Source organism: Serratia ureilytica, assembly GCF_013375155.1.
GTDB lineage: Bacteria > Pseudomonadota > Gammaproteobacteria > Enterobacterales > Enterobacteriaceae > Serratia > Serratia ureilytica.
The window spans coordinates 388729-414744 of the sequence record NZ_JABXOF010000001.1 but is presented as its reverse complement, the minus strand read 5'-3'; the positions used below and the strand labels follow the sequence as shown (position 1 = coordinate 414744).

Here is a 26016-nt window from a genome sequence, read left to right as displayed (position 1 = left end):
TTTACAATAGGCAATAAATAGTGACAATCGCCTGATATAAACCGTTAAGCGGAGCAATTAGCCAGCACACCCTCGGGTTAAGACGAGAAAAACAAGCGATTACCTTCGCACAAGCGGGTGTATCAGATAGGGTTTTCTTGCCGGCGGACTAAGGTTTTCTTAAGACAGAATTATTACAGTGACGTCATTCAATCCTGTCACCGAGCCTGCGCGTGAATCCAGAATCGTCATTAAATCAATCCTCAACGACACCGCAAATTAAGACAACCGCCCTTTACTCCCTGTCGACATCCTTTTACCGTTGGCAGGTTTTTGGCCTGCTGATCAGCGGTCTGGCGTTTCTGTGGCTCTCCCGCAACGAACAGCTGGATTGGGCGATCAGCAACTATTGGTACGATGCCGCCAGCGGGCATTTCCCGTGGCAAAACAATTATTGGCTGGATCTGATCAATCACCGCCTGTTGAAGCAGATAGTGATCGTAGGGGCGGTGCTGACGCTGTTTTGGGGCATCTATCGCCGCAGCGCGCGCCTGATCGTGACCATGCTGCTGATTGGCATTGGCCCGCTGGTGGTGGGCATTCTCAAAGCCACCAGCGCGCACTCCTGCCCGTGGGATCTGATTGAGTACGGCGGCAAAGCGATGTCTTTCCCGCTATTCGGCGCGGTACCGGCGCTGCCGGGCCCCGGCCGCTGTTTCCCCGGCGGGCACGCCTCGAGCGGTTTCGCGGTGATGGCGTTGTTTTTCCTGTTTTATCCGCAGCGTCCGCGCCTCGCCTGGTGGTGTTGGTGCGGCGGCATCGCGCTTGGCATGGTGATGGGCTTTGGTCAGATCATGCGCGGCGCACATTTTCTTACCCATAACCTGTGGGCGGGTTGGTGGGTTTGGTTAAGCCAGTTGGCTATTTATTGGACGGTTAGCGGCTATTGGCGCCGCAAGACGAGGTAACGGTTATGGAACAGTTGAACCATTTTCTTTTCGCCTGGATCAATGCGACTCCGGCGTCTCCCGAATGGATGATCGATTTCGCCACCTTTTTGGCGCGCGATCTGATCATCATCGTGCCGCTGCTGATCGTCGGTCTTTGGCTGTGGGGGCCGCAAAGCCAGCTGGTTTCGCAACGCCAGGTGGTAGCGAAAACCACTATCGCGCTGCTGTTCGCCATGCTTGCCGCTTCCGCTATCGGCGCGCTGCTGCCGCATGAGCGCCCGTTCGTCGCCGGCGTTGGTTATACCTTCCTGCCACACGCGCCGGACAGCTCGTTCCCGAGCGATCACGGCACCGCCATCTTTACCTTCGCGCTGGCGTTCCTGTTCTGGCACCGCGTTTGGTCCGGCGTGCTGCTGATGATCGTCGCCGTCGGCATCGCCTGGTCACGCGTTTACCTCGGCGTGCACTGGCCGCTGGATATGGTCGGCGGTTTCCTGCTCGGCCTGGTGGGCTGCCTGTTCGCCCAACTGGTGTGGAATCTGTTCGGCGATGTCATCGCCGACAGGCTGTCGCGCCTGTATCGTTTCCTGTTCGCCTTCGCCATTCGCCGCGGTTGGGTGAAAGAGTAACCGCACAACATGACAGGGGCGTTACCGCCCCTGCTTATTTCACACCACGCCGGTGGTCACGCAGAACGCCCGCGTTTTTCCCGCTCCCAGCATCACTCCCTCACCCTCTGGCGCATTCGGGCGGCAGTTTGCCGGCTGGATAAAGGAAAGCAACTGCCGGTTGCCCTGAACGGCGATGCGCCGGAGACCATAGTTGAATTGCCCGGTGGCGAAACGCGTTACATAGCGCCGGCCTTGCGGCGCCAGCATAAAGAATTCGGCTCGGTCCACGTAGCGAGACAGATCCTCGGAACACAGCAGTTCCTGCCCGAGCGCCTCCCCCAACAGCGCCGGCGTCGGCAAGTTTTGGCGGAATACCGCGTCAGGAATGCAATCGTAGTTGAGGCGGCACACATAGCGCAGCGGCTGCGGCCGATCGGCCAGATTGGTGACTTTCATCTCAATGGCGAACTGCGCGCTCTGCGCCGCCAAACGCAGCGCCGGGCCGATGCGCCATCCCTCGCCCAACCGCTCGCCTTCGCCCTGCAACGTCAGCTCGTCGCCCGCCAGCTGCAGCCACACGCGTTGCATCTGGAGCGATGCGCCGTCGTGACTCGGCCAGGCGGGGCAGAACGCGGCGACATCATCGCGCTTTCTTCCGGCGCCCCGCCCGCTGCGGCGGCCCGATTTCAATGAGTAACCGTCAAATTCAGCATCCCAAATCGCCAGGCCCTGATACGGCAAGACCGTCAGTGCCCCGCGCCGATTCGCCAGCGTCAGCATTGGCCCGCGCTCTGCGCAGCGATGGGCGCTCACCGCGAAATCCGCATTGCGGAACAGCGCCTGCCGATGCGCCCCGAACGCGGCAGGAACCAGATCAATGTTGATTTTCATCGTTTTCCCTCGACATTTCGCCCGCGCAGGCCGCGAGCGGCCGCTGAAAATGTTATTTAAATAACAAATACACCTCCCCTAAGTTATACATATAACAGTGAGATAACTATGATCTCGTCGACATTTTTCAAATCCCGCTAGGTTTACCCGCATTGTAATGTTATTATTTTCACATCCTCTATCAACGCTCTTTTCTCAACTTCATTAAGGAACCGCGATGACCTCCGAAAACATCGATTACGCCCGCTATGTCGACCACACCCTGCTGGCCATGGACGCCACCGAAATGCAGATCGCCAAACTGTGCGAAGAAGCCCAGCAGCACAACTTCTATGCGGTGTGCGTCAACTCCGGCTACGTGCCGTTGGCAGCCCAGCTGCTGCAGGAAAGCACCGTGAAAGTCTGCTCGGTGATCGGTTTCCCGCTGGGCGCCGGCCTGACCGTCGCCAAAGCCTTTGAAGCCAAAGCGGCGATCGCCGCCGGCGCGCAAGAGATCGATATGGTGATCAACGTCGGCTGGCTGAAAAGCGGCCTGCTGGACGAAGTGAAAGCCGACATCGCCGCCGTGCGCGAGGTTTGCGCGGCGATCCCGTTGAAGGTAATATTGGAAACCTGCCTGCTCAGCGATGCGCAGATCGTCCAGGTTTGTGAAATGTGTCGCGAACTCGATGTCGCCTTCGTTAAAACCTCCACCGGCTTCAGCACCGGCGGCGCTCGGGAAGAGCACGTCAAACTGATGCGCGAGACGGTGGGCAGCGAAATGGGCGTGAAAGCTTCCGGCGCCGTGCGCGATCGCGCCACCGCCGAGAAGATGATCAAAGCCGGCGCCACGCGTATCGGCACCAGCTCCGGCGTTGCCATCGTATCCGGCGCGCAGGCGGCGGCTGGCAGCTACTGATCGTCGGCGCGCCTTGACGGGCGCAGCCAATACACAACGATGCGGGACAATACGGGCGGCCGATGCGGCCCGATATTGCCCCGCATCGTTGTGTTTAGCGCCGGAAACGGCGGCACGCTTTTTTACCTCTACTACCTGTGGGAAGACGGATCTATGGAAACGCGGCGCGAAGAACGTATCAACCGGTTAGTTCAGGCGTTAAAACGCGCTGACAAGATCCACCTGAAAGAAGCCGCCGCGCTGCTGGGGGTCTCGGAGATGACCATTCGCCGCGATCTGAGCGCCGAGCCGGCGGCGGTGGTGCTGCTCGGCGGCTATGTGGTGACCGATCCGCGCAGCAACGGCGTAACCAACTACTTCGTTTCCGATCAAAAAGCCAAACAGGTCACGGAGAAACGGCGCATCGGCCTGCTGGCGGCGCCGTTGATCAATGAAAACGACACGGTGTTTTTCGACTGCGGGACCACCACCCCGACGATCATCGACGCCATTGCCGACGAGCTGACCTTCACCGCCGTGTGCCATTCGCTGAACACCTTCCTGGCGCTGCAAGACAAACCGAATTGCAAGGTGATCCTGTGCGGCGGCGAGTTCAAACCGAACAACTACATCTTTTCCAGCGTCGGCGGCCGCAATGAGCTCGATCACATCTGCCCGAACATCGCCTTTATCTCCGCCGCCGGTCTCAGCCTGCGGCACGGCGCCACCTGCTTCAACTTCGACGAACTGGAGATGAAGCATCGCGCGATGGCAATGGCGCAGCAAAAGATCCTGGTGGCGGATCACAGCAAGTTCGGCAAAATCAAGCCGGCCTGTATCGGCCCGCTGACGCAGTTCGATCGGGTGATCACCGATCGCCAGCCGGACGCCGACTTCATGGCGTTCTTCAACGATAACGCCATCGCTACCCGCTATTGATCCCCCTTCAGCGCCGTCGGAAGCGACGGCGCGCCGCTGAAATCTCTCTTTTCCCACAGCCCGAGATGAACAAATAATGCGCAATCGATACGCATTTTTCGCTTATCCTCACGCAACATCAGGTTAATAAAATGCAACAGGTCACCCGAGTGATTATTTTCTCTCTGGTCAAACCTGCTTTCAGCTGGATGAATTAACGACTATTTATGGCTTTTATATGATAAATCGCGCCAAAGACCGGGATGTTTAAATAAACGGCCGGTTAGGCTATTGCAGCAAATCTCGCCAATACCTGTTAGCTATCTGTTATTTATATGATGAATGGTTACGCATTTTTATCCGCTAACCACGTAAGTAATTTCCCTTCGTTACTAGCGGTGCTTTTCAATTAAAATCCTTTAAAAACAAATCAATACAGCTCATTTGACTTAAAAATACAATGTGATCTACGTCACTAAAACTGCTTAATCCGGGTTTTTAGCTAGATCCAAAACCACGCATAAAATATATTGCTCGGCTTGCTGCTGAGCACAGCGCTTTATCCGGCTAATTATTGTACAAGCCGCATAATCGCAGAAATTTTTATGAGAGCGTTCTCAGCACAAAATCTTACACAAATGTGCAACAAATGCGCGAAAAATCGATGAAAAAGCAGATAACTGCACACATTACGCATTTGAGAGCAGGATCACGGTTGTTTCTACTGTAAATCGTTATCTTGCCGCCAACAAAAATCGACAGGCAAAGACCTGTCGGCAGCGGTAACGACTTTTATCACCCCGTGGCGGTGAAAAGTCTTTGGTGAATTACCCGGCGCTGTGCCTGTGGTAATGAACACAATAAACAACCAGGGGGACGCCAAAACATCCCCGCAAGCAACACCTGATTCTTACCGCAAGCGTTGCCTGAATAGGACGTTTGACGGTTTAACCTTAAGTTTTGCCTTTTAATTTTAAATTCGTGTTCACTTCGGAGATATTTATGGACACTACACAGACCGGCACAATTGCCTCTGCGGCTTCGGGTTCCAGCACTACCTGGCGTAAAACGGATACCATGTGGATGTTGGGCCTGTACGGCACCGCCATCGGCGCAGGCGTCCTGTTCTTGCCAATCAACGCCGGCATCGGCGGTTTGATTCCTTTGATCATCATGGCCATCATCGCTTTCCCGATGACCTTCTTTGCCCACCGCGGCCTGTGCCGTTTCGTTCTGTCCGGCAAAAATCCCGGTGAAGACATCACCGCCGTGGTAGAAGAGCACTTCGGCATCACCGCCGGTAAACTGATTACTCTGCTGTACTTCTTCGCCATCTACCCGATTCTGTTGGTTTACAGCGTGGCGATCACCAACACCGTCGACAGCTTCATTACCCACCAGTTGGGCATGACGTCGCCGCCGCGCGCCATCCTGTCGCTGATCCTGATCGTCGGCCTGATGACCATCGTGCGCTTCGGTGAGCAGGCCATCGTGAAAACCATGAGCATCCTGGTCTTCCCGTTCGTGGCGGTGCTGATGCTGCTGGCGGTATACCTGATCCCTAACTGGACCGGCGCCATCTTCGAAAACGTGTCGCTGTCCGGCAGCGGTACCGGCATGGGTCACGGCCTGATCATGACCCTGTGGCTGGCAATCCCGGTGATGGTGTTCTCCTTCAACCACTCGCCGATCATCTCCGCCTTCGCCGTCGCCAAACGCGAAGAGTACGGCGCAGACGCCGAGAAGAAATGCTCCCGCATTCTGGCTTATGCACACATCATGATGGTGCTGACCGTGATGTTCTTCGTGTTCAGCTGCGTGCTGAGCCTGACACCGGAAAACCTGGCGGAAGCCAAGGCGCAGAACATCTCGATTCTGTCTTACCTGGCCAACCACTTTAACAACCCGATGATCGAGTACATCGCGCCGGTTATCGCCTTCGTCGCCATCACCAAATCGTTCCTGGGCCACTACCTGGGCGCCCGTGAAGGCTTCAACGGCCTGGTCGCCAAGTCGATGAAGAGCCGCGGCAAAACCGTCAGCACCGCCAAGTTGAACCGCATGACCGCTATCTTCATGCTGGTGACCACCTGGATCGTCGCCACCCTGAACCCAAGCATCCTGGGCATGATCGAAACCCTGGGTGGCCCAATCATCGCCATGCTGCTGTTCCTGATGCCGATGTACGCCATCCGTAAAGTGCCTGCCATGCGCAAGTACAGCGGCCACATCAGCAACGTGTTCGTGGTTGTGATGGGTCTGATCGCCATCTCTGCCATCGTGTTCAGCCTGCTCGGCTAATCACGCCCGGCCGGCGCCGCTTGCGCGCCGGCCCTCCCGCACTCCCCCATTTCCCGTATTCACCGCCTGAAACCTGAAGAAGGAGGCGAGACCATGGTCAGCGTTTTCGATATTTTCAAAATCGGCATCGGCCCATCCAGCTCCCACACCGTTGGCCCGATGAAGGCCGGCAAACAGTTCGTCGACGAGCTGATCGCGCACCAGCAGTTGCAGGACACCACCCGCGTGGTGGTCGACGTCTACGGTTCGCTGTCATTGACCGGTAAAGGTCACCACACCGACATCGCCATCATCATGGGCCTGGCCGGCAACCTGCCGCACGATGTGGACATCGACAGCATTCCGGGCTTTATTCGCGACGTTGAGCAACGCGGCCGCCTGCCGCTGGCCAACGGCCACCACGAGGTGGATTTCCCGCTGCACGGCGGCATGAACTTCCACAGCGACAACCTGCCGCTGCATGAAAACGGCATGCGCATCCGCGCCTTCGCCGGTGAACGCCTGCTGCACAGCAAAACCTATTACTCGATCGGCGGCGGTTTTATCGTCGACGAAGAGCACTTCGGCCAGTCCGCCGAGGGCGCCACGCCGGTGCCCTATCCATTCAAATCAGCGCACGATCTGCAGCAGCATTGCAAGGAAACCGGGCTGTCCTTGTCCGGCCTGGTGATGCAAAACGAGCTGGCGCTGCGCAGCAAGGCGGATATCGACGCGCATTTCGCCGATGTCTGGCAGGTGATGAGCGCCGGTATCGAGCGCGGCATCAACACCGAAGGGCTGCTGCCCGGCCCGATGAAAGTGCCGCGCCGCGCCGCCGCGCTGCGCCGCATTCTGGTGACCGGAGACAAGAACAATATCGATCCGATGAACGTGGTCGATTGGATCAACATGTTCGCGTTGGCGGTCAACGAAGAGAACGCGGCCGGCGGCCGCGTGGTCACCGCGCCGACCAACGGCGCGTGTGGCATCATCCCTGCGGTGCTGGCCTACTACGACAAGTTCATCCGCCCGGTGAACGCCAACTCCTACACCCGCTATTTCCTGGCGTCCGGCGTGATTGGCGCGCTGTACAAGATGAACGCCTCGATCTCCGGCGCCGAAGTCGGTTGTCAGGGGGAAGTGGGCGTGGCCTGTTCAATGGCGGCGGCCGGGTTGACCGAGCTGCTCGGCGGCAGCCCGGCGCAGGTGTGCATCGCGGCGGAGATCGCCATGGAGCACCATTTGGGGCTGACCTGCGATCCGCTCGCCGGCCAGGTTCAGGTGCCGTGCATCGAACGCAACGCCATTTCCGCCGTTAAGGCGGTCAACGCCGCACGCATGGCGATGCGCCGGACCAGCGAACCGCGGGTTTGTCTGGATAAGGTGATCGAAACCATGTACGAGACCGGCAAAGACATGAACGCCAAATACCGCGAAACCTCACAGGGCGGGCTGGCGATCAAGGTCGTGGCCTGCAACTGATCGCCACGGCGAGGCACTTAAGGCGCCGGCCGGTGTGACTTGGCCGGCGCCGTTTCAATAGCGATCCTTTCCTGCCGCAACGCCGGGCTGAATGCCCGCGCGAAGCCCCACAGCCCCGGGACGAGCGCTGTGCCGCAGCCAGCCGTAAAGTTCGGCATTACGCCGGAATCCCATTTTGCGCATGACGCTCATCTTGTGATTGCTGACCGTCTTCACGCTAATATCCAGCATCCGAGCGATTTGCGTGACTCCCATCTCCCGCGTCATGCAGCGCATGATCTCTTGTTCGCGCAACGTCAAGCCCCGGTGTTGGCATGCGCAGTTCCTGCCACAGCTCAGTCTGCCCGGCCATTTGCTGCGCCGCTCCAGCTCGGCGCTCACCTGATACAGCGCCGAAACCAACGGCATATCGTGGTAGATGACGCCGGCCTCCAGCGAGCAGCGGTTACCGACGGTGCGTTTATGCCGTCCCTCCGGCGTTCGCAACGAGAAATACAGCGTTTTACGCCCCACGGGCTGCGCCTCAGAGAGGTGACAAAAACAGCTTTGCACGCCGGGAGGAAAATAGCAGAACACCAGATCGGCTTCATGAGCCTGCCGCGCATCCACTAACAGCGTGCGCTTGCCGTAAGTGCTGAAGTGCAGCGCCAGAGCCTCTTGCCAACCGGCGCTGAAGTATCGATTCTCATCAAATAGCGCGATTTTTATCATCGTGTTCATCCCTGCTCTCCCGCCGTGTCGGCTTCCCGTTTAACCGCCTGGACGCCCTTTGCCGGCGCCTGGCTGTTGTCGATGCGCAATTCATAAACCATGGTGGCGTTGGGCGGCACCTTCGGCGGGTAGCCGGTTTCACCGTAGGCCAGCGCCGGCGGCACGACCATCGTCAACGAGCCGTGGTTGTGCAGATGACTTATCGCCTCCCGGAACAGCGGCGGGTATTCGGACAGCGGTTGCGACAGCACCTTGCCGCTCAGATCCATATCCTGGATCACCGTGCCGTCGGTCAGCTTCTCTTTCACCACAACATCGACCACCGCCGTTGGCGCCAGCGCCCCCTCCCCGGCATAATCCACCCGATACCAGAAGCCCATCGCCGACTGCTTTACGCCCTTTTGTTGACTGAACTGCGTCAGGTAATCGTCATCGCGCCGCCGCTGCTGGTTAACGCGTTTCTCACGCGCGGCCACGGCGGCGGCATCCGCCTGCGCCGTCAACGTATTCAGTTCCTGCGGCGACAGCTGCAAACGTCCCGACACGCTGTCGATAACGCCCGCCAACAGGCTGTCGCGATCCACCGGCACGCCCCAGCTTTGACGCTCCGTCATCAACCCCTGAATATCCCGCCCCAGCGCACTGCCCGCCGCATAGGACAAACGCTTGCGTTCATCCTTCAACTGCTCCGGCGTCATCTCCCATTGCAGCCGCTTACGCAACGCCAGCAGGTCTTCGCGCGCCTGCTGAGTCGCCTTCTGCTCACCGGCCCGCTTCTGCTCGCTTTCTTCCAACGCGGCGCGCAGAGCGTGCAACGCCTCCTGGTGCTCGCGTTGGCGTTGTGCAAGCGTTTGTGCCGATGCCTGCGCGGCAGACTCAAGTTCGGTGACGCGCCGTTCGGCCTGCGCCGCCGTCGCTCTGCTTTTGGCGGTTTCCTGCGTCGCCTGACGCAACAGCGCCTCGGCGCGCTGCGCGTCGGGCGAACCGCGCCAGGCGGCGCCCAGCCCGGCGATCCACTGTTGAAGCGTTGACGAGTCCGGCAACGCCGCGACGGGTGGCGCCGCTTTCTCCGCCCGCAGCGCGGCGAGCTCCTGGCGCAGCGCCGTCAGCGCCATTCGCTGGCGCGCCAGCTGTTGATCGCGCGCCAATAATTCCTGGCTCAGCGTAAACGTTTTGGCCGGTGAGGTGGATTGGCTGTTGTCCGACAGGCGCTTCGCCGGCTCACGCTTTTTTTTCCCTGACTCACGGTCGTCCGGCGCCGTTTTTTCGGTCGCCGGACCGATATTCTGCCGTTGATACTGCTCGGCAAACTGCAGCAGCGCCGGCACGCCGTCGTCCGCTTGCGCTACGCCGGCGAACAGCAAAGCGACACAGCCCAGCAGACGCAGCCTCATTTAACCTGCTCCCCGCGATCCGCCAGCCCGGTCAACACCGCCTGATTCACCCCGGCACACAGATAGTTGACCTTGTAGCGATACAGCGCATCCACCGTCTCCTGCGTGTCACCGTTTACCCGGGCGCGCAGGTTGGCGTACTGGGAAGCGCCGCTCATCAGGCTGTCGAACGCCTGTTTGTAGCGCTGATACTGTTTCTCGTTGATCGTGCGCAACGCGCCCAGTTGCTCCTGACACTGCCGCAGTTGCTCGGCCTCACGTTGCTTGCGCAACACCTCTTCTGACGGAGGTTGCGCAGCCTGATTTTGGGTGTTCACGGCAGGCTTGCCCGGCTTTTGGCTTTGGCAAGCGGCGGCGCTCAACGCCAACAGGCACAGCATCCCCATGCGCAGGGCGTGATTGACGTGCTTTCTCATCATTGCGTTTCTTGTCCTTGTAGGCGCTTATTCGTATTCCAACGTGAAGGTGGCCACCGCGCTGAAGGTGCCGCGGCCGATGGACTTCGTCTGGATGGCTTCCGGCTCTCCCTGCACATAGGCTTGCAGCGTGAGTGTGGTGTTGCCGGCGTTCAGACGGAATTTATCGCTGGCGCGATTGAGCGGCAGCGCCTTGCCGCTGCTGTCCTCCAGCCCGATGCCGATCCCCGACGCCAGGCTGCCGCCATCCAACGCCAACAGGCCGGGCAGTTTGGCGTTCTCAGTACCGGTAAACGTAATGGCCACCGTATTGCCCAGGCTGAGATCGCACTCGGTCAGGTGCAACGCGAAGGTTTGGCTGTGGGTGCGGGTGTTCAGGTACAGGTATTTGTCGACGATGGTGCCGAAATCCAGTTGGATGTCCTCATCCCCCGGTTGTATGACACACGGCTCGGCCACCAGCGTACCGTGAAAGCGCATGTTTTCCGCCGCAGCCGCCGGCTGCGCCATCATGCCGGCCAGCATCACCATGCCGGCTCCCAGCAGCGCGCTTCGGCGCCGGTTCGTCTCTGTCGCGCGCATGACGCCACTCCCTTTGGTTATGCTTGCGCCTGCCAGGCGCAAGCGGCGTATTAGTCGTAATAAAGACGGAAATCGATCGCCGCGCGGTAAGCGCCGGCGCTCAGCGTCGCCGGAGTGCGCACCGGCGTCACCGTATACGTCAGGGTGTTTTGTCCCGGCGTCAGCAATACCGGTTTGTTGCGCGCGCCGAGGCGGACCGGCAGACCGCGGGCATCCGCCAACTGCAACCCCAAACCGGTGACGCCGGCGACCCTGACCAGACCCGGCGCGTCGTCATCCGTCGGCGCGGAAAATGCGACGGACACCGCAGGCTGGCTGCCGCTCCAGGCCAGAACCCCGGTCCAGGCGTCGCGGTTGCTCGCCGGCGCCCGCAGGCAGTCTTTCAGCGTCAGCTCGAAGGCGACCGGCGTGCCGCGATCGCCCGGGCGCTGGAAGTGCGCCGTTCCCGTCTCGCCCAGCCATACCTCCTGGCGGGCGGTGGTCATTTCCAGGCTGCAGGCGCTTTCCGTTAACGCGCCGTAGACGTGGAGCGTGCCGTTCGCCCCCTCAACGTCCCAGTTATCCACCGCGCGGGCCGGCGGCATCAGCATCAACATCGTGCCCGCCGTCAGCGGCACCATCAGCGCGGCCAACACCGTCAGGCCAATAGTGTGTCGCTGATGACGTTCATAGGCCTTTCCCAACAGCATGGGGTTCTTTCGTTGCATGATTCGTTCACTCCGCTGTGTTCATGACTTGGTCTTCCCTGCTTGCGCGCGGCGCGTCATTTGGCGACCGGCACGACCTGGCAGGCATTGCCGGCGCAGCGGAAGTTCAACTGCGGCCGACCACCGTAATCGTTGATGTACGCCAGCGACGGGCCGCTGCCGAGGCTCGCGGCTGAGACGTTCAGCGAGGCGCTGGCCTTCGGCGCCACCATCAACGGTTCAAAGCCGGCGGCCCCTTTCCCGCCCTTGCCGGCGCTCGCCTCAACGATCGTCACGTAATACGGGGTCGGGTTGTTCACCACGTACTTGTCGCCCTGCCGGGTCAGCGTCAGCTGCTCCTGCCACGGTGCGGTGTTCTTTTTCGGGGCGAGCGCCGCCGGGCGATAAAACATTTTGATGCGCGTCTGCAACGCTATCTGCAGCGTGTTCGGCTTATTGCTGCGCGGCGGGATCTCGCGCAGGTTGAAGTAATACAGCGTCTCCCTGTCCTGCGGCAGCTGACGCGCCGCCGGCAGCGACTGGATCTTCACCTGGCTCGGTTTGCCCGGCTCCACCCGCTGCACCGGCGGCAGCACGGTGAAAGGGCTTTGGATCTTGTTGCCGCGCTCGTCTTCAATCCACCCCTGGGCCAGATAGGGCAATTGCTTATTCTGATTGCTGATGTTGAGGCTGACCGTTTTCTGGTCGCCGTCGAAAATCACGCGCGTGCGATCCAGCGCGATAGCCGCATGGGCGGGCAGGCCGATCGCGCCGATCGTCAACGCGGCGGCGAGCGAGCTCAAAAGGGAAACGGTCTTTCTGGTCATAGTCAGATTCATCATGTCTTCACGGTTCCAGTCAGCCGAAGGCGGGCGATTCCGCCCCGGCGGTTTAGCGGCGAAGCACGCTCCGCCGGGGGTATCAGTTGGCGTTCTCCGCCGGCTTGTTACCGGTGAGAGGACGGCAAGGCAGCAGCAACGTGTTCATCAGCATTTCGGCCGGCAACGGCGCCGGCAGCTGGATTTCACACTGCGCCGCGCCGTTCCAGTGCACGCTCATGCGCTCGCCGGGGTTGAGGCCGGACAGGTAAACGCTGCCGCCGTCATTGATGATGCCGGTCTCCTGTTTGCGGGCATTCAGCACCGTGGCGCCAAACGGCGGCTCACTGCCGTCCGCCAGCTTGACGATCGCCATCGCCTTCTCGCCGGCAATCACCTCGAACTTGCGGTAGCCGATGGCGCCCTCGGTCAACGTGGCCTGCACCACGGAACGCGTCGCCTCGACGTTGTCGCCCAGGCTGTTGAGATCGATGCTGGCCTTGTTGCGGTAGTAGCTGTTCACATCCGCCACCACCGCCTTGCCGTAACGGTTGGTCAGCACCGTACTGCCGTAGCCACGCACCGGCACGCCGGCGACGCCTTCGGTATCGAGCAGCAAGCGCGTGCCGCCCGGCGTATTGACGCGATGCAGCACCGCCCCTTCCGCCGCCATCGTCAGGCCGCCCTGCGCGCCAATGCCGACGGCGCTATAGCGGCCGGCCTGGTAGCTGGCGTTGGCGTTGATCTGCGCCATATCGCCCTGATGGCTGTAATACCCGCTGGCGGTCGCCCCACTGCGCGCGGCACCCGCGCTGATCTGATAGTTGTTGTGTTCATCGACCCGGTTGTAGTAACCGACCCGATGGGCGTTCTCTTCGCGATCGAGCGTCATGTTGTAACTGAGCGTCCCGGCGCTGCCCCAGGGCAGCGACAGCGACAGGTACATCCCGTCGTCGTTGCGCTCGTTGTAACGGTTGCGATAGGCCGACAGCGATACGCTGACGTTCTTGAAATCGCCGATATCGAAGTAGCGCGATACCATCAGGTTGTAACGATCGTTCGGCGCCCGATCCCAATAGGTTTGGTGGCTGTAGTTGAGATAGGTGCTGAGCCCCAGATCGCGGAACTGTTTGTTGAAAGTGATGGTGTACATCTCCTTGCTCTTGCCGCTGCGTCCCCCTTCGTAACGCGCATCGAGGTAGTCCCCCATGCTCATGAAGTCCTCCTGGGAGAAGCGGTAACCGGCGAAGGTGACCTGGCTGTCGTATTCATCGAAGTTCTTCGAATAGCTCAACCGATACGAACCGCCGGTAAGCGTGCCCTCCTGCGGCAAACGCGCGCGCGACTGCGTGGCGTCGAACGACAGCGCCCCCAGCGCCATCAGATCGCGCCCGATCCCCAGCGACAGCGCGTTGTAATCGCCGCCGGCGATGCCACCGCCGTACAGCGACCAGCCGTTGCTGATGCCCCAGGAGAACTCGCCGGTGCCGAACATCGGCCCGCGCAGGTGATGCCCCCACTCCGACGGTTTGCCCGTCGCCAGCTTGTAACGCACCGTGCCCGGGCGCGTCAGGTAAGGAATGTTGGCGGTGTTCATCTTGAACTCCTGCACACTGCCGTCCTGCTCTTCGACGCGCACGTCCAGCTCGCCGGAAACGGCGTCGTTGATGTCCTGAATGCGGAACGGCCCCGCCGCCACTTGCGTTTCATACAGCACGCGCCCTTGCTGGCTGACCACCACCTTGGCGTTGGTTTTCGCCACGCCGGTCACTTCCGGCGCATAGCCGCGCAGGTTGGGCGGCAACATGCTGTCGTCGGATCGCAGACTGACGCCGGTAAAGCGCAGGCTGTCGAAAATGTCGGAGTTCAGGTAATCCTCCCCCATCGTCAGCCGCGAACGCAGCGCCGGGATCGCCCGATAGGCGTAATAGCGGCTCCAGTCGAACTGTTTGTCAGTCGGCTGAGAAGATCCGGTCTGGTGGTTGAGGTTGGCCTGCCAATCGGCGCGCAGGCGCCAGGCGCCCAGGTTGGCGCCGCCGGTGCCGTTGCCGCTCAGGCTGTAGCTGCTGCCGCCTTTCTGGTGCTTTTGCGTTTGGGCGTTGACGTTATAGTCAAACAGCAGCCCGGGAATACCGTCATCCCAGCGAGAAGGCGGATCCCAGTTTTCCGAGCTGTACTCCAGATAGGCCTGTGGGATGTTGAGATACAGCGCGGAACTGGCGAGATCGCCGCGCGCTTCCATCCCCGCCAGACTGGAGGCGTCAAGGCAGCGGCCGCCGTGTGTCCAGTTAAGCGTGCTTAACAGCTTTTCTTTCAGCCCCAGTTGGTTGACCAATGCCGGTGAAAGACAGGCTTCACTGCCTTTAGGCTCGTTCTCAGGCGCCAAAAACGTCACCGGCTGTTCCGGCAGGTCGTTCTTATTGACGTGCACCACCATGGTATAAACGCCCGGCATGATGTAGCCGCTGCGCGTAAATTGGCTCAGATCGATATTTTTACGATCGTTGATGTCTAATACGTCAGTATTGAATTGAATAACGTCGGCGGCATAGACCAACGCGATCGGATTTCCCAGAGAAAGGGCAACACAGAGCCCCAAAGCTTGAAGACGAAATAACTTCCCTGCCGGTGAAAGCATAATAAAAGTCCTTTCAATAACGAATTAACCGTCAGTACGAGAAAAAATCAAAAATAATCCAGCTTAAAACGCACTGTGGAAAAATACGCTCCCGCCTTCAACGGCTGATGATTCGGCATCAACGTCATGGAATAATTCAGCACTCTATTTCCCGGTATTATTCCTTCCATCGGTAAGGGTTTCCCTGGAATAACCGGCGTGCCGTTGCTGTCTTTTATCTTCAATGCGACGCCGCGCGCCTCGCCCTGTACGCCAAACAGAGCGCCTTCCGCATAACCATCAAACGTGACCTGAAAGAATTTCCAATCAGGTTTGTTTTCCGGCCGTTCCAAAATGCAGTTGACCAATTCAATACTGAAAGGTTTGGTCATCCCCTGGCCGTCACGAATGATCTGCCCGAGAGGAAGAGTGTCCATATCGATCGTCTGATCGCGGCTGCCGGCGGCAATGGCGCAGGCGGTGTCGATAATGGCGCCGTGCATACTGACCTTGCCCCACCCCTGCGCGGCGGAAGTTGCATAGCCGGGCGCAAACGCCAACGACGCCAAAAGAACGGCACCCGCTCGATTCCTTGGTAAAAACATCGCGACATTCCTTTGACAGGGAGATTCACCAGGCATGCGGCGAACCCCATGCCTGGTTGATTAAGCCTTCGGACTCACTTACTGATAAGCCAGGGTGAAATCGGCTACGGCGGTGAAGTCGCCCGGAACGATGGCGGCGGAAGCGCCTTCGCCCTGCAGGTAGGCGGCGAAATGCAGGGTGTTGTTGCCGGTGTTCAGAGTCTGCGCGGTAGTCGCTTCACCCAGTTTGATCGGCTGGCCGTTGTAAGAGATGGCTACGCCGGCGCCGCTGGCGGTGCCCGCGATGCCCAGCAGATCCTTATCGGTAGACGATGCTACGCCGCTGAAGGTGGTTTTAACGGTTTTCAGGGTGGTGATGTCGCACTGCTCCAGCTTGATTTCAAACGGACGCGGGTTGGATTTGCCGCCGTTTTTCAACGCCACGTTGGACACCTGGCCCAGATCAACGGTCTGATCGATCGACTCAGGCGCAATAGAGCATGGCGCATCAATAATAGAGCCCGTGAAGGTGACCTTACCGTGTCCCTGATCGGCTGCCTGTGCAAAAGAACTTGCGCCAAATGCAATCACTGCAGCCATCATGATTTTGTTAAGTTTCATAGAACCTATATTCCTTATAAGAAAAAATGCATATTCCAATCAAGAAAAAGAGCAACAGGAAACCTGCTCGCGCTTATATGTGCGCAGCCCTGATTCTTTAGCATCTTGCTAGTTGGTTAACTGCCAAAACCCAAAGGCACCGACAATAAAAAGTCGATAACGGTAAGTCTGCAGCGGCCCACCCATTAATGAATTCGCCCTATAAAAATAAACGAAACCACAACGAGCAGGGGCCAATACTTTCTAATCCGCCCTTCTTGTCCGGCGATGAATATTCTGGCAAATGCCTCTCAGCAAAAAAAGGCTTTTTTTGATCAAGGCGAACATTCGCAATTTATTTCCTAATTAAAGTTAATTTACTGTTATTTTTAGGCTCATAGATCGTAAAAAATACTTTTATAGAGCAATATCCTGTTTTTGCGAGATTCACAAGTAATCAGATCGCAAAGTGGCTCTTTGTGAATATAATAAACCAAAATTTTAGGTTTCTGCGTGACGCCACCCCTGCCTGAACATAGGTAAAAACGGGGCGGGCAACGCCTTTTTTTTCAATCCTGATAAATAGATAGGAATTTTCTTTGTTCGCGTTTTACCTCGTTGTTGGTAGACGGCGAATGTTTGTTTTTTCTTAGGAATACGGCAATCGGAATACAGAGGAAGTGCTATGGAAGCGTTATCTCCGAAACAAAAGGAAATACGGCAATTGCAGCACGATCTGCTGCAAACATTATTCGCGCAATCGCCCCGTCAATGTCCCGTCGCCGGGCCGCCGCCACAGCAGCAGTGGCTCTCGACACGGCAACTGGCCAATGCCGTCAACGTCGGTGTTTACCGGGCTCGACGGCTGTTATTGGATCTTGTCGCCCGACAAGAAGTGATTGTGACGGACGGCTCCATCAACAACTCGTTGAGGTGGTATCCCACCGCGTTGTTAGGCGGTGGCGATAACAACGGCATACCCAACAAAGATGCATCTCACTCTCCTTTAACGGAATAAATATGGCCAGCCGGCCTGATTGGCAATATTTCATTGCGGAGTAACGCCGCACACCATTTATATATATCGGGATATTATCGTGAGAAAAACAGCCCTGCTATTTTTACGTTGCTGCCTGGCACTCTCTTTCTTCCTGCTGTTTGGCAACGCCAACGCATTTACTTGCCGCACGTCCGATGGCGGACTTATTCCCCCGGGGGGATCGGCCACGCCGGTTGACGTCCGGGTTCGCATCGGGCCGCAGCTTTCTTATGGCAAAAACGAAATCGTCAACGTCAGCCAGGTCACCTGTAAAAACGACGTCGCGAGCTGGTACGACTATCTCAAAACCGATAGCCCGGCGCTGTCGATGAACGGCGCGATTTTTGGCTCGATCGGCAGCGGCACGACCATCAACGGCAGCGACTATAACTCCCCGGTGCCTGCCGGCATCAGCGTACTCAGCCTCACCGGCTTGCAGACCCAGTCTGTCGCCATCCGGGTCTATATCGTGTTGAACCGTTTCCCAACGCCGGACATCAAGGTGAATAAGGGTGACGTCATCGGCCAAATCAACTTTATTCAGACCAACGATCAACCGGGCTGCCCACAGTGCGGCGTTTATCGCTGGCGCCTGATCGCCGACAACGACGCCTACTTCGTCACCACCAGTTGCACCATCAACAACGGCCAGCAAATTAATGTCGATTTTGGTCAGATCCGCCAGGACTTCCTGACCCAGAGCGCCAACGACGCCCAGATCAAACAGGACAAAGCGCTCAGCTACCAGTGCGACGATCAGAGTGCGACGCAGGATATTCTGATCCGGATGGTCAGCGACGCCAGCGGCTTCTCCAGCGATTTTATCAAGACCACCAACCCCAACGTCGGCGTGGCCATGGTGCACAACGGCGCGGTGGTAAAGCCCAACAATGCCTTCAGAACGCGCATCGTCAACGGTCTGGGCAACGACACCGTCACCTTTGTGCCGGTGAAGAACAATGTCCCTTACACCAGCATCGCCACCGGTCCGCTGTCGGGCTCGGCCACGCTGATCTTCAGCGCACCTTGAGACGGGAGCCAGAATGAACATGACGATAAAAACGGGCTGCGCCCTGCTGTTGGCGCTGGAATTGATTAGCTCGGCCGCTCAGGCCGCCGATCAGGGCACCAAAGTCAACATCACCGCCACCGTGGTGGCGCCTCCGCCTTGCGTGATCAACGACGGGCGCACCATCGATATCGACTTCGGCAAGGTCGGCATCAAACGCATCGACGGCAGCCGCTATATGCAACGCATCGATTACAGCATCAAATGCGAGTTTCTGGATAACAGCCGCCAGTTGAAAATGAAGATCATGGGCAGCGCGGCGGCCTTTGACAACAGCGTGTTGACCAGCAGCGTCACTGGATTGGGCATCAAGCTGTTGGCCAACGGTAAGGCCTTCGCCATCAATACGCCGCTGAACATCGACTACGCCAATCCGCCGACGCTTGATGCAGTGCCGGTGAAAAACAGCGCCGTCACCCTGGCGGAAGGCGACTTCTCCAGCGGCGCCACCATGCTGGTGGACTATTTTTAAAGCGCCGCTTCGGCCGGATACTGAAAATAAAAAAAGCCGCAACGTCTCCGTTGCGGCTTGGTCGAGGATGGTGCGCCCGGGGCGCTCCTTACATCAGGCTATTCAGCCGAAGATCCCGCCGAACCACTGGCTCAGCTTCATCATCACCATATCCCAGATGCGGCTGAAGAAGTTGCCCTCTTTCACCTCTTGCATCACCACCAGCGGGTGCTGTTCGATGGTTTTGCCGTCCAGCTGGAAATCGATGGTGCCGACCACCTGGTTTTTCGCCAGCGGCGCTTCCAGCGTCGGTTGGGTCAGCTTGTAGCTGGCCTTCAGGTTTTTCATCTGCCCTTTCGGAATGGTGACCGAGGCGTCTTTCGCCACGCCGAGCGGCACTTCGCTGACGTCGCCGAACCACACTTTCTGGGTGACGAATGGTTTATCGGCCTTGATCGGCGTCGCGGTTTCATAGAAGCGGAAGCCCCAGGTCAACAGCTTTTCGCTTTCGCTAAAGCGCACGCGATCGCTCGGCGCGCCCAGCACCACCGAGATCAGGCGCATCGGGCCGTCGGTGGCGGACGCCACCAGGTTGTGACCGGCGCCGCTGGTGTAGCCGGTCTTGATGCCGTCAACGTTCAGGTTGCTGCTCCACAGCAGACGGTTGCGGTTAATCTGGCGGATCTTGTTGAAGGTGAACTCTTTCTCTTTATGCAGCGCGTATTCGTCCGGCACGTCGCGGATCAGCGCCTGACTCAACAGCGCCATGTCGCGCGCGGTGCTGTACTGCCCTTCCGCATCCAGGCCGTGCACCGTCAGGAAGTGGGTATTCTGCAGGCCCAGGGATTTGGCGTAGTTGTTCATCAGGCCGACGAACGAATCCTGGCTGCCCGCCACGTAGTCCGCCAGCGCGATGCTGGCGTCGTTGCCGGACTGGATCACGATGCCCTTATTCAGTTCCAGCACCGGCACCTGATCGCCCGGCTTGATGAACATCAGCGAAGAGCCGCGCAGCGCCGGATTACCGGGCGCCCAGGCGTCTTTGCCGACGGTGACCATGTCTTCCGGCTTGATCTTGCCGGCCTTGATCGCCTGGCCGATCACGTAGCTGGACATGATCTTGGTCAGGCTGGCGGGATCGAGACGGGTGTCGGCATTGCCTTCGGTCAGCACCTTGCCGCTGTTGTAGTCCATCAGAATGAAGGCCTTGGCGTCTACCTGCGGCGGCGCCGGCGGCTCGGCCGCGTGTACGGCCGAGGCGGCCAGCAACAGGATGCCTACGCTGAAGGTCAGTTTTTTCAGGGAAGTGGATAAGTTTTTTTTCATCATGACGTCGCCAGAGTGTCCATTCAAAACCATTGAAATAGCGTTAACTTTCAAACATGTTCACGTTTTAAGCCAACCAGCGAGAGTGGCCCGGTGCGCGCGTGCCGGCCGCAACCCCCTGCGGCGCCCGTAGCGGGTAACACAACACACCGAAAATGCCCTTGCTGTGAGTTTATGTGATTTATCTTATTTTTGCAGGGTTTAGCGTGAATTTTCAGCATTTTTACATAACTGTACGCAGGCACGCATTTATCGTTCAAAAAAGCATCGAGACGCGCACTTTCGCCCCCATCCACGGCTAAACGGCCAAGCATCTGCACCGCTAAACATCTGCGCTTCCACACGTCTAAAAAAGATTAATATATTCCATAATGGCATATAGAACCGTTATTTGTTCTTTTTAAAGCGCTTATCCTCAGCGCTATCATCCGCACAACGACTTTTATACCGAATAATCCTGGAGATGAGTCATGGCGATCCCCCATTCCGTCATCGAGATGATTGGCAATACCCCGATGTTGGAACTGACCCAGTTTGATACCGGCCCGTGCCGGCTGTTCGTCAAGCTGGAGAACCAAAACCCCGGCGGTTCGATCAAAGACCGCGTGGCGCTGTCGATGATCGAGCAGGCCGAGCGCGACGGCAAACTGCAGCCGGGCGGTACCATCATCGAAGCCACCGCCGGCAATACCGGCCTGGGGTTGGCGCTGGTGGCGGCGCTGAAAGGCTATAAGCTGCTGCTGGTGGTGCCGGACAAGATGAGCCGCGAAAAGATCTTCCACCTGCGCGCGTTGGGGGTAGAGGTGTTGCTGACCCGTTCGGACGTCGGCAAGGGGCACCCGGCTTATTATCAGGATTACGCTAAACGCCTGGCCGGGGAGATCCCCGGCGCCTTTTATATCGATCAGTTCAATAACCCGGCCAACCCGGCGGCCCATACCACCACCACCGCGCCCGAACTGTGGCGGCAGATGGATCATGACGTGGACGCCATCGTGGTCGGCGTCGGTTCCGGCGGCACGCTGGGCGGGTTGAGCCGCTATTTCTCCGAGGTTTCGCCGCAGACGGAATTCGTGCTGGCCGACCCTGCCGGCTCTATCCTGGCGGACTATCTCGACCACGGCCAAATCGGCGAAGCGGGCAGTTGGCTGGTGGAAGGCATCGGCGAAGACTTCGTCCCGCCGCTCAGCGACTTTGACCAGGTGCGCCACGCTTACCGCATCGGCGATGAAGAAGCCTTCACCACCGCGCGCGATCTGCTGCGCAAGGAAGGCGTGCTGGCGGGCTCCTCCACCGGCACCCTGCTGGCCGCCGCTCTGCGTTACTGCCGCGCGCAAACCGAACCCAAGCGGGTCGTGACCTTCGTTTGCGACAGCGGCAACAAATACCTGTCTAAAATGTATAACGACCACTGGATGCTGGAGCAGGGCCTGCTGAGCAAACCGCAGCACGGCGATCTCCGCGATCTGATCGCTTATCGCCACGACGAAGGCGCCGCCGTTTCCGCCGCGCCGGACGACACGCTGGCGATCGTGCACGCCCGCATGCGGCTGTACGACATCTCGCAGCTACCGGTGCTGGAAGGCGATCGGGTGGTCGGATTGATCGATGAGTGGGATCTGCTGAACGCCGTCCAGGCCGACGCCGCCCACTTCAGCCTGCCGGCCGGCAGCGCGATGACCAAGCAGGTCCAGACGCTGCAAAAGGAAGCCGGCTACGAGGAATTACAGGCCACCTTCAACCATGGCCACGTCGCGGTGGTGCTCGACGGCGAGCGCTTCCTCGGCCTGATTACCCGCACAGACGTGCTTAACGCCTGGCGCCAAAAATTACGTTAATAAGGATCCATTATGGCCAAGTTTGATACGTTGACCGTTCACGCCGGTTACACCCCGGACGCGACCGGCGCAGTGATGCCGGCGATTTACGCCACCTCCACCTACGCCCAACCGGCACCGGGCGAACATACCGGCTACGAATACTCCCGCAGCGCCAACCCGACGCGCACCGCGCTGGAAAGCGCCATCGCCGAACTGGAAGGCGGCAGCCGCGGCTACGCCTTCGCCTCCGGTCTGGCGGCCTGCTCCACGGTGCTGGAGCTGCTCGATAAAGACAGCCACCTGATCGCGGTAGACGACCTGTACGGCGGCACCTATCGCCTGCTGGAAAAAGTGCGCAGCCGCACCGCCGGCCTGCGCGTGACTTACGTGTCGCCGGCGGATCTCGCCGGGCTGGAACAGGCGATCGAGCCGGATACCAAAATGATCTGGGTCGAAACGCCGACCAACCCGCTGCTCAAGCTGGCGGATCTGAGCGCCATCGCCGCGATCGCCAAAAAGCATCAGCTCATCAGCGTGGCGGACAACACCTTCGCCTCGCCGTATCTGCAACGTCCGCTGGATCTGGGCTTTGACGTGGTGGTGCACTCCGCCACCAAATACCTTAACGGCCACTCCGATGTGGTGGCGGGCGTCGCGGCGGTGGGGAATAACCCGGCGCTGGCGGAACAGCTCGGTTTCCTGCAAAACGCGGTCGGCGGCATTCTCGATCCGTTCAGCAGCTTCCTGACGCTGCGCGGCATTCGCACTCTGGCGCTGCGCATGCAGCGCCACAGCGATAGCGCGCTGCGCATCGCCCAGTGGCTGGAGAGCCAGCCGCAGGTGGAAAACGTCTATTACCCCGGCCTGCCGAGCCATCCGCAGCATGAGCTGGCGGCGCGCCAGATGACGCGCTTCGGCGGCATGATCTCGGTACGGCTGAAAGGCGACGACGCCTATGCGCGCCGGGTCATCCAGCGTTCGCGCCTGTTCACCCTGGCGGAAAGCCTGGGCGGCGTGGAAAGCCTGATCAGCCAGCCGTTCAGCATGACGCACGCCTCCATTCCGCTGGAACAGCGCTTGGAAACCGGCATCACGCCGCAGCTGGTGCGCCTGTCGGTAGGGATTGAGGATGTGGAAGATCTGATCGCCGATCTGCAGCAGGCGCTGGCGGAATAATCGCCGCATCAGCGCACCATCAGCCCGGCCGACGCGCCGGGCTTTTTTACGCCCGGCGTTCAGACGCCGATGACGTCCTGATAAAAACGGTGCGCCACATCGGGGTGAGAGCGGATGCGCCCTTTCAGGTAATTGTCGCCCACGTCGCGAAACAGCGGGTTGAGCGGATCGCTGGCCGGGCCGCGCGCCTGCGCCGCCAGCTGCGGCGGCAGTTGATACAGCGGCACCACCGCGTCCAGCCGCGCGCCGAGGAAGAAAGCGATCGACAACCTGTCGCGCCCCGCCGGCGGCGTTTCCACCCGGTGCACCGTGGCGCGCAGGTAGCCGTTGGTCGCGAGTTCCAGCAGCTCGCCGATGTTCACCACGAAGGTGTCTTCACGCGGCTGCGCGTCTATCCATTGCCCTTCGCTCACCTCTACCTGCAGCCCTTTTTGCGCGTCCTGCAGCAAAAAGCTGAGAAACCCGGAGTCCTTGTGCGCGCCGACGCCCTGTGCGCTGCCGGTGGCGTCCCGCCCCGGGTAGCGGATCAGTTTGATGTGCTCGTTGGGCTTCTCGCCGTACAAACGATCGAACGCCTGCTCCGGCAGCGACAGCGCCAAAGCGAAAGCGCGCAGCAGCCGCAGCGACATGGCGGTCATGGCCTGTTGCCACTGCAGCAGCAGCGGTTTCAGCGTCGGCAGCGCCGCCGGCCACTGGTTTGGCCCCTGCAGGCGCGCCCAGCGCGGCGTGTCATCAGACAGCGTCAGCGCCGGGCGTTCGGCGCCGATATCGAACTGCTCGCGCCAGTCAGGCTGCCCGCGCGTGAGTTCCGCCGCCGCCCGGTTGTAACCGCGAAAGTGCGGCGAATGCACCATCTGCACCGCCAGCTTGTCGGCTTCCGGCAGGGCGAAGAATTGCCGCGCGGCGTGCTGCAGCCGCGCATTCAGCGCGCCGTCCACGCCGTGGCCGCGCAGATAGAAAAAACCGACGTCGCGGGCCGCCGCGCGCAGATCGTCGAGAAAGGCGCGCCGTTGGCGCGCATCACCATCAAGCTGCGAAAGATCCAGCAGCGGCAGCGTCTTCTGCGTCGTCAGATGCGTCATCATGCGGTTCCTCTTCTTCCCCGATCGCGATCGGGCTGCCATACAGGCGAATAATCAACATTGTCACTCCCCAGCGGGTAGCTGCATTTGCTTCATAGTTATCACCGCGCTCGCCGGAGCGGCCAATATTGTTGCGTTCTAAGTTATGCAAACGTTCAACAAACTGTCGCAAAACCGTCATCAATGTTTCTTATGCTCTGCGCAATTTCGCCGACGCCGCTGGCTGGCGATGTGCGCTATCCGCTATCCTGTAAACGACCTCATACCCTGCCTGCCGGAGAAATACTGATGGATTTAGCCTTATTCGACCTGGATGAAACCCTGATTGACGATGACAGTGCCAGCCTGTGGATCCGCTGGCTGGTCGGCCAGGGGTTCGCGCCGGCGGAGCTGGAACTGCAGGAGCAGCAGCTGATGCAGCTCTATTATCAGGGCAAGCTGTCGATGGAGGACTACATGCAGGCCACGCTGGCGCCGCTGGCCGGCCTGAGCGTGCAAACCGTGGCCGGCTGGGTGCAACGTTACATCCGCCGCGACATCCTGCCGCGCGTCTATCCCGCCGCCCGCGAACGCCTGCAGTGGCACCGCGAACGCGGCGACTGCATCCTGGTGATCTCCGCCACCGGCGAGCATCTGGTGGCGCCGATCGCCGAACAGCTCGGCGCCGACGATGCGCTGGCGATCGGCGTGGAAATCAGCGATGGCCGCTTCACCGGCAACACCTACGGCACCATGACCTATCAACAGGGCAAGGTGATCCGCCTGCAGCACTGGCTGGCGCAGCACCCGCACCTGAAGTTCGAGCACAGCCACGGCTACAGCGACTCTCTCAATGATAAGGCGATGCTGCAATTCGTCGACAGCGCCACGGTGATCAACCCCGACAGCGAACTGAGCGCGCTGGCGGCGGAGCGCGGCTGGGAAGTGTGCCGCTGGGAACGCTGAGCGGCAGACAAAAAGTGCCCTGCGGTGTGACAAAAAGCGCGTTGTGGCGTAGGTATAGAGGGTCCTTATTATCCGCTAACGGAGTTATCCCATGCTGACCATTTGGGGTCGTGAGAATTCGAACAACGTCAGGAAGGTGCTGTGGTGCGCCGCCGAATTGGGGCTCAACTACACCCACATCAACGCCGGCGGGGCGTTCGGCAAAGTCAACGAAGAGAGTTACCGCGCGTTGAACCCGAACGGCCTGGTGCCGCTGCTGCAGGACGATGACTTCGTGCTGTGGGAGTCCAACACCATCGTGCGCTACCTGGCGGCGAAATTCGGCGACGCGACGTTCTATCCGCAAGATCTGCAGGCGCGCGCCGCCGCCGAGAAATGGATGGACTGGACCACCTCGACGATTGTCCCGGCCTTCACCATCGTCTTTTGGGGCCTGATACGCACCGCGCCGGAGCTGCGCGACATGGCGAAAATCGAAACGGCGATCGCCACGCTGGAAAAACACTTCGACGTCATCGAACAGACGCTGGCGCACCAGCCTTACCTCTCCGGCGGCGCGTTCGGTTTCGGCGATATCCCGCTCGGCAGCTTCGCCTACGCCTGGTTCGAAATGCCGATCGCCCGCCGCCCGCGGCCGAACATGGAGCGCTGGTATCAGCAACTGCGCGCACGCCCGGCCTACCAGCGCGGCGTGATGAGCGCACTCACCTGA

26 protein-coding genes are annotated in these 26016 nt (G+C 59.5%); 13 read left to right on the top strand and 13 right to left on the bottom strand.

Annotated elements, in window-relative coordinates; genetic code table 11:
• Positions 1 to 212 precede the first annotated feature (212 nt).
• Both HWW83_RS02040 and ybjG read left to right on the top strand, forming a co-directional pair.
• Positions 213 to 947 (top strand): phosphatase PAP2 family protein, encoded by a 735-nt coding sequence (locus HWW83_RS02040; protein WP_033642513.1) that lies wholly within the window; start codon positions 213 to 215, stop codon positions 945 to 947.
• A 5-nt stretch (positions 948 to 952) separates the two neighbouring features.
• Complete coding sequence (gene ybjG / locus HWW83_RS02035; RefSeq protein ID WP_033642512.1) at positions 953 to 1558, top strand: undecaprenyl-diphosphate phosphatase; 606 nt, start codon at positions 953 to 955, stop codon at positions 1556 to 1558.
• 39 nt (positions 1559 to 1597) lie between these two features.
• On the opposite strand, the gene HWW83_RS02030 is transcribed toward ybjG, so the two are convergent.
• Positions 1598 to 2431 carry an aldose epimerase family protein gene (locus tag HWW83_RS02030; RefSeq protein WP_033642511.1) on the bottom strand — a complete coding sequence of 278 codons (834 nt, stop codon included), beginning with the start codon at positions 2429 to 2431 and terminating at the stop codon, positions 1598 to 1600.
• A gap of 217 nt (positions 2432 to 2648) precedes the next feature.
• On the opposite strand from HWW83_RS02030, the gene deoC reads away from it, so the two are divergent.
• From deoC to HWW83_RS02010, 4 genes are all read left to right on the top strand, one after another.
• On the top strand, positions 2649 to 3329 hold the full coding sequence (gene deoC / locus HWW83_RS02025; RefSeq protein WP_033642510.1) for a deoxyribose-phosphate aldolase: 681 nt from the start codon (positions 2649 to 2651) through the stop codon (positions 3327 to 3329).
• A 153-nt stretch (positions 3330 to 3482) separates the two neighbouring features.
• Positions 3483 to 4247, top strand: a complete 765-nt coding sequence (gene deoR, locus HWW83_RS02020) for a DNA-binding transcriptional repressor DeoR (RefSeq protein WP_042784074.1) — start codon at positions 3483 to 3485, stop codon at positions 4245 to 4247.
• A 981-nt stretch (positions 4248 to 5228) separates the two neighbouring features.
• The gene (locus HWW83_RS02015) at positions 5229 to 6527 is read left to right on the top strand and encodes an HAAAP family serine/threonine permease (RefSeq protein ID WP_033650641.1); all 1299 of its coding nucleotides are present in this window, start codon (positions 5229 to 5231) and stop codon (positions 6525 to 6527) included.
• A gap of 93 nt (positions 6528 to 6620) precedes the next feature.
• On the top strand, positions 6621 to 7988 hold the full coding sequence (locus HWW83_RS02010) for an L-serine ammonia-lyase (RefSeq protein ID WP_033642507.1): 1368 nt from the start codon (positions 6621 to 6623) through the stop codon (positions 7986 to 7988).
• A 54-nt stretch (positions 7989 to 8042) separates the two neighbouring features.
• On the opposite strand, the gene HWW83_RS02005 is transcribed toward HWW83_RS02010, so the two are convergent.
• From HWW83_RS02005 to HWW83_RS01965, 9 genes are all read right to left on the bottom strand, one after another.
• The gene (locus HWW83_RS02005) at positions 8043 to 8708 is read right to left on the bottom strand and encodes a response regulator transcription factor (RefSeq protein ID WP_033650640.1); all 666 of its coding nucleotides are present in this window, start codon (positions 8706 to 8708) and stop codon (positions 8043 to 8045) included.
• Entirely contained in the window at positions 8705 to 10093 is a 1389-nt protein-coding gene (locus HWW83_RS02000) for an FKBP-type peptidyl-prolyl cis-trans isomerase N-terminal domain-containing protein (RefSeq protein ID WP_176588954.1), read from the bottom strand. Before HWW83_RS02000 ends, HWW83_RS02005 begins: the two co-directional genes overlap by 4 nt.
• The gene (locus HWW83_RS01995; protein WP_046686746.1) at positions 10090 to 10512 is read right to left on the bottom strand and encodes a YuaE family lipoprotein; all 423 of its coding nucleotides are present in this window, start codon (positions 10510 to 10512) and stop codon (positions 10090 to 10092) included. Before HWW83_RS01995 ends, HWW83_RS02000 begins: the two co-directional genes overlap by 4 nt.
• Before the next feature lie 24 nt (positions 10513 to 10536).
• Positions 10537 to 11091: a fimbrial protein gene (locus HWW83_RS01990; RefSeq protein WP_033642504.1), complete on the bottom strand. Its 555-nt coding sequence runs from the start codon at positions 11089 to 11091 to the stop codon at positions 10537 to 10539.
• Positions 11092 to 11141: 50 nt separating this feature from the next.
• Entirely contained in the window at positions 11142 to 11780 is a 639-nt protein-coding gene (locus HWW83_RS01985) for a fimbrial protein (protein WP_047572095.1), read from the bottom strand.
• Between the two features lie 74 nt (positions 11781 to 11854).
• A complete protein-coding gene (locus HWW83_RS01980) occupies positions 11855 to 12619 on the bottom strand; it encodes a fimbria/pilus periplasmic chaperone (RefSeq protein WP_122016373.1) in 765 nt (254 codons plus the stop codon).
• Between the two features lie 79 nt (positions 12620 to 12698).
• Positions 12699 to 15233, bottom strand: a complete 2535-nt coding sequence (locus HWW83_RS01975) for an outer membrane usher protein (protein WP_080376437.1) — start codon at positions 15231 to 15233, stop codon at positions 12699 to 12701.
• A 47-nt stretch (positions 15234 to 15280) separates the two neighbouring features.
• The gene (locus tag HWW83_RS01970; RefSeq protein WP_033642500.1) at positions 15281 to 15817 is read right to left on the bottom strand and encodes a fimbrial protein; all 537 of its coding nucleotides are present in this window, start codon (positions 15815 to 15817) and stop codon (positions 15281 to 15283) included.
• Between the two features lie 78 nt (positions 15818 to 15895).
• The gene (locus tag HWW83_RS01965) at positions 15896 to 16417 is read right to left on the bottom strand and encodes a fimbrial protein (protein ID WP_025302212.1); all 522 of its coding nucleotides are present in this window, start codon (positions 16415 to 16417) and stop codon (positions 15896 to 15898) included.
• A 664-nt stretch (positions 16418 to 17081) separates the two neighbouring features.
• Between HWW83_RS01965 and HWW83_RS01960 the strand changes: the two genes are divergently transcribed.
• From HWW83_RS01960 to HWW83_RS01950, 3 genes are all read left to right on the top strand, one after another.
• Complete coding sequence (locus HWW83_RS01960) at positions 17082 to 17414, top strand: hypothetical protein (protein ID WP_046686743.1); 333 nt, start codon at positions 17082 to 17084, stop codon at positions 17412 to 17414.
• A gap of 79 nt (positions 17415 to 17493) precedes the next feature.
• Positions 17494 to 18465, top strand: coding sequence for a fimbrial protein (locus HWW83_RS01955; protein WP_223524044.1), 972 nt, complete (start codon positions 17494 to 17496; stop codon positions 18463 to 18465).
• Positions 18466 to 18484: 19 nt separating this feature from the next.
• Positions 18485 to 18976 carry a fimbrial protein gene (locus HWW83_RS01950; RefSeq protein ID WP_226772988.1) on the top strand — a complete coding sequence of 164 codons (492 nt, stop codon included), beginning with the start codon at positions 18485 to 18487 and terminating at the stop codon, positions 18974 to 18976.
• 102 nt (positions 18977 to 19078) lie between these two features.
• On the opposite strand, the gene HWW83_RS01945 is transcribed toward HWW83_RS01950, so the two are convergent.
• Complete coding sequence (locus HWW83_RS01945; RefSeq protein ID WP_060659727.1) at positions 19079 to 20284, bottom strand: serine hydrolase; 1206 nt, start codon at positions 20282 to 20284, stop codon at positions 19079 to 19081.
• 467 nt (positions 20285 to 20751) lie between these two features.
• Between HWW83_RS01945 and HWW83_RS01940 the strand changes: the two genes are divergently transcribed.
• Together HWW83_RS01940 and HWW83_RS01935 are read left to right on the top strand one after the other, a co-directional pair.
• The gene (locus HWW83_RS01940) at positions 20752 to 22119 is read left to right on the top strand and encodes a pyridoxal-phosphate dependent enzyme (RefSeq protein WP_033642499.1); all 1368 of its coding nucleotides are present in this window, start codon (positions 20752 to 20754) and stop codon (positions 22117 to 22119) included.
• Positions 22120 to 22131: 12 nt separating this feature from the next.
• Positions 22132 to 23277, top strand: coding sequence for a trans-sulfuration enzyme family protein (locus HWW83_RS01935; protein WP_033642498.1), 1146 nt, complete (start codon positions 22132 to 22134; stop codon positions 23275 to 23277).
• Positions 23278 to 23336: 59 nt separating this feature from the next.
• Here the strand turns inward: HWW83_RS01935 and HWW83_RS01930 are convergent, their stop codons facing one another.
• Both HWW83_RS01930 and HWW83_RS01925 read right to left on the bottom strand, forming a co-directional pair.
• Complete coding sequence (locus HWW83_RS01930; protein WP_033644235.1) at positions 23337 to 24359, bottom strand: isopenicillin N synthase family dioxygenase; 1023 nt, start codon at positions 24357 to 24359, stop codon at positions 23337 to 23339.
• Entirely contained in the window at positions 24304 to 24540 is a 237-nt protein-coding gene (locus tag HWW83_RS01925) for a hypothetical protein (protein ID WP_142002179.1), read from the bottom strand. Before HWW83_RS01925 ends, HWW83_RS01930 begins: the two co-directional genes overlap by 56 nt.
• A 107-nt stretch (positions 24541 to 24647) precedes the next feature.
• Here HWW83_RS01925 and HWW83_RS01920 point away from each other — a divergent pair, with 107 nt between their 5' ends.
• A complete protein-coding gene (locus HWW83_RS01920; RefSeq protein ID WP_033642497.1) occupies positions 24648 to 25304 on the top strand; it encodes an HAD family hydrolase in 657 nt (218 codons plus the stop codon).
• A 91-nt stretch (positions 25305 to 25395) separates the two neighbouring features.
• On the top strand, positions 25396 to 26016 hold the full coding sequence (locus HWW83_RS01915) for a glutathione S-transferase family protein (RefSeq protein ID WP_033642496.1): 621 nt from the start codon (positions 25396 to 25398) through the stop codon (positions 26014 to 26016).

What these genes read in the sequence shown, in the direction of transcription:
- ybjG (WP_033642512.1), top strand. Translation starts at nt 953, where the DNA reads ATGGAACAGTTGAACCATTTTCTTTTCGCCTGGATCAATGCGACTCCG.
- HWW83_RS02030 (WP_033642511.1), bottom strand. Translation starts at nt 2,431, where the DNA reads ATGAAAATCAACATTGATCTGGTTCCTGCCGCGTTCGGGGCGCATCGG.
- deoC (WP_033642510.1), top strand. Translation starts at nt 2,649, where the DNA reads ATGACCTCCGAAAACATCGATTACGCCCGCTATGTCGACCACACCCTG.
- deoR (WP_042784074.1), top strand. Translation starts at nt 3,483, where the DNA reads ATGGAAACGCGGCGCGAAGAACGTATCAACCGGTTAGTTCAGGCGTTA.
- HWW83_RS02015 (WP_033650641.1), top strand. Translation starts at nt 5,229, where the DNA reads ATGGACACTACACAGACCGGCACAATTGCCTCTGCGGCTTCGGGTTCC.
- HWW83_RS02010 (WP_033642507.1), top strand. Translation starts at nt 6,621, where the DNA reads ATGGTCAGCGTTTTCGATATTTTCAAAATCGGCATCGGCCCATCCAGC.
- HWW83_RS02005 (WP_033650640.1), bottom strand. Translation starts at nt 8,708, where the DNA reads ATGAACACGATGATAAAAATCGCGCTATTTGATGAGAATCGATACTTC.
- HWW83_RS02000 (WP_176588954.1), bottom strand. Translation starts at nt 10,093, where the DNA reads ATGAGGCTGCGTCTGCTGGGCTGTGTCGCTTTGCTGTTCGCCGGCGTA.
- HWW83_RS01995 (WP_046686746.1), bottom strand. Translation starts at nt 10,512, where the DNA reads ATGATGAGAAAGCACGTCAATCACGCCCTGCGCATGGGGATGCTGTGC.
- HWW83_RS01990 (WP_033642504.1), bottom strand. Translation starts at nt 11,091, where the DNA reads ATGCGCGCGACAGAGACGAACCGGCGCCGAAGCGCGCTGCTGGGAGCC.
- HWW83_RS01985 (WP_047572095.1), bottom strand. Translation starts at nt 11,780, where the DNA reads ATGCTGTTGGGAAAGGCCTATGAACGTCATCAGCGACACACTATTGGC.
- HWW83_RS01980 (WP_122016373.1), bottom strand. Translation starts at nt 12,619, where the DNA reads ATGATGAATCTGACTATGACCAGAAAGACCGTTTCCCTTTTGAGCTCG.
- HWW83_RS01975 (WP_080376437.1), bottom strand. Translation starts at nt 15,233, where the DNA reads ATGCTTTCACCGGCAGGGAAGTTATTTCGTCTTCAAGCTTTGGGGCTC.
- HWW83_RS01970 (WP_033642500.1), bottom strand. Translation starts at nt 15,817, where the DNA reads ATGTTTTTACCAAGGAATCGAGCGGGTGCCGTTCTTTTGGCGTCGTTG.
- HWW83_RS01965 (WP_025302212.1), bottom strand. Translation starts at nt 16,417, where the DNA reads ATGAAACTTAACAAAATCATGATGGCTGCAGTGATTGCATTTGGCGCA.
- HWW83_RS01960 (WP_046686743.1), top strand. Translation starts at nt 17,082, where the DNA reads ATGGAAGCGTTATCTCCGAAACAAAAGGAAATACGGCAATTGCAGCAC.
- HWW83_RS01950 (WP_226772988.1), top strand. Translation starts at nt 18,485, where the DNA reads ATGACGATAAAAACGGGCTGCGCCCTGCTGTTGGCGCTGGAATTGATT.
- HWW83_RS01945 (WP_060659727.1), bottom strand. Translation starts at nt 20,284, where the DNA reads ATGATGAAAAAAAACTTATCCACTTCCCTGAAAAAACTGACCTTCAGC.
- HWW83_RS01940 (WP_033642499.1), top strand. Translation starts at nt 20,752, where the DNA reads ATGGCGATCCCCCATTCCGTCATCGAGATGATTGGCAATACCCCGATG.
- HWW83_RS01935 (WP_033642498.1), top strand. Translation starts at nt 22,132, where the DNA reads ATGGCCAAGTTTGATACGTTGACCGTTCACGCCGGTTACACCCCGGAC.
- HWW83_RS01930 (WP_033644235.1), bottom strand. Translation starts at nt 24,359, where the DNA reads ATGACGCATCTGACGACGCAGAAGACGCTGCCGCTGCTGGATCTTTCG.
- HWW83_RS01925 (WP_142002179.1), bottom strand. Translation starts at nt 24,540, where the DNA reads ATGACGGTTTTGCGACAGTTTGTTGAACGTTTGCATAACTTAGAACGC.
- HWW83_RS01920 (WP_033642497.1), top strand. Translation starts at nt 24,648, where the DNA reads ATGGATTTAGCCTTATTCGACCTGGATGAAACCCTGATTGACGATGAC.
- HWW83_RS01915 (WP_033642496.1), top strand. Translation starts at nt 25,396, where the DNA reads ATGCTGACCATTTGGGGTCGTGAGAATTCGAACAACGTCAGGAAGGTG.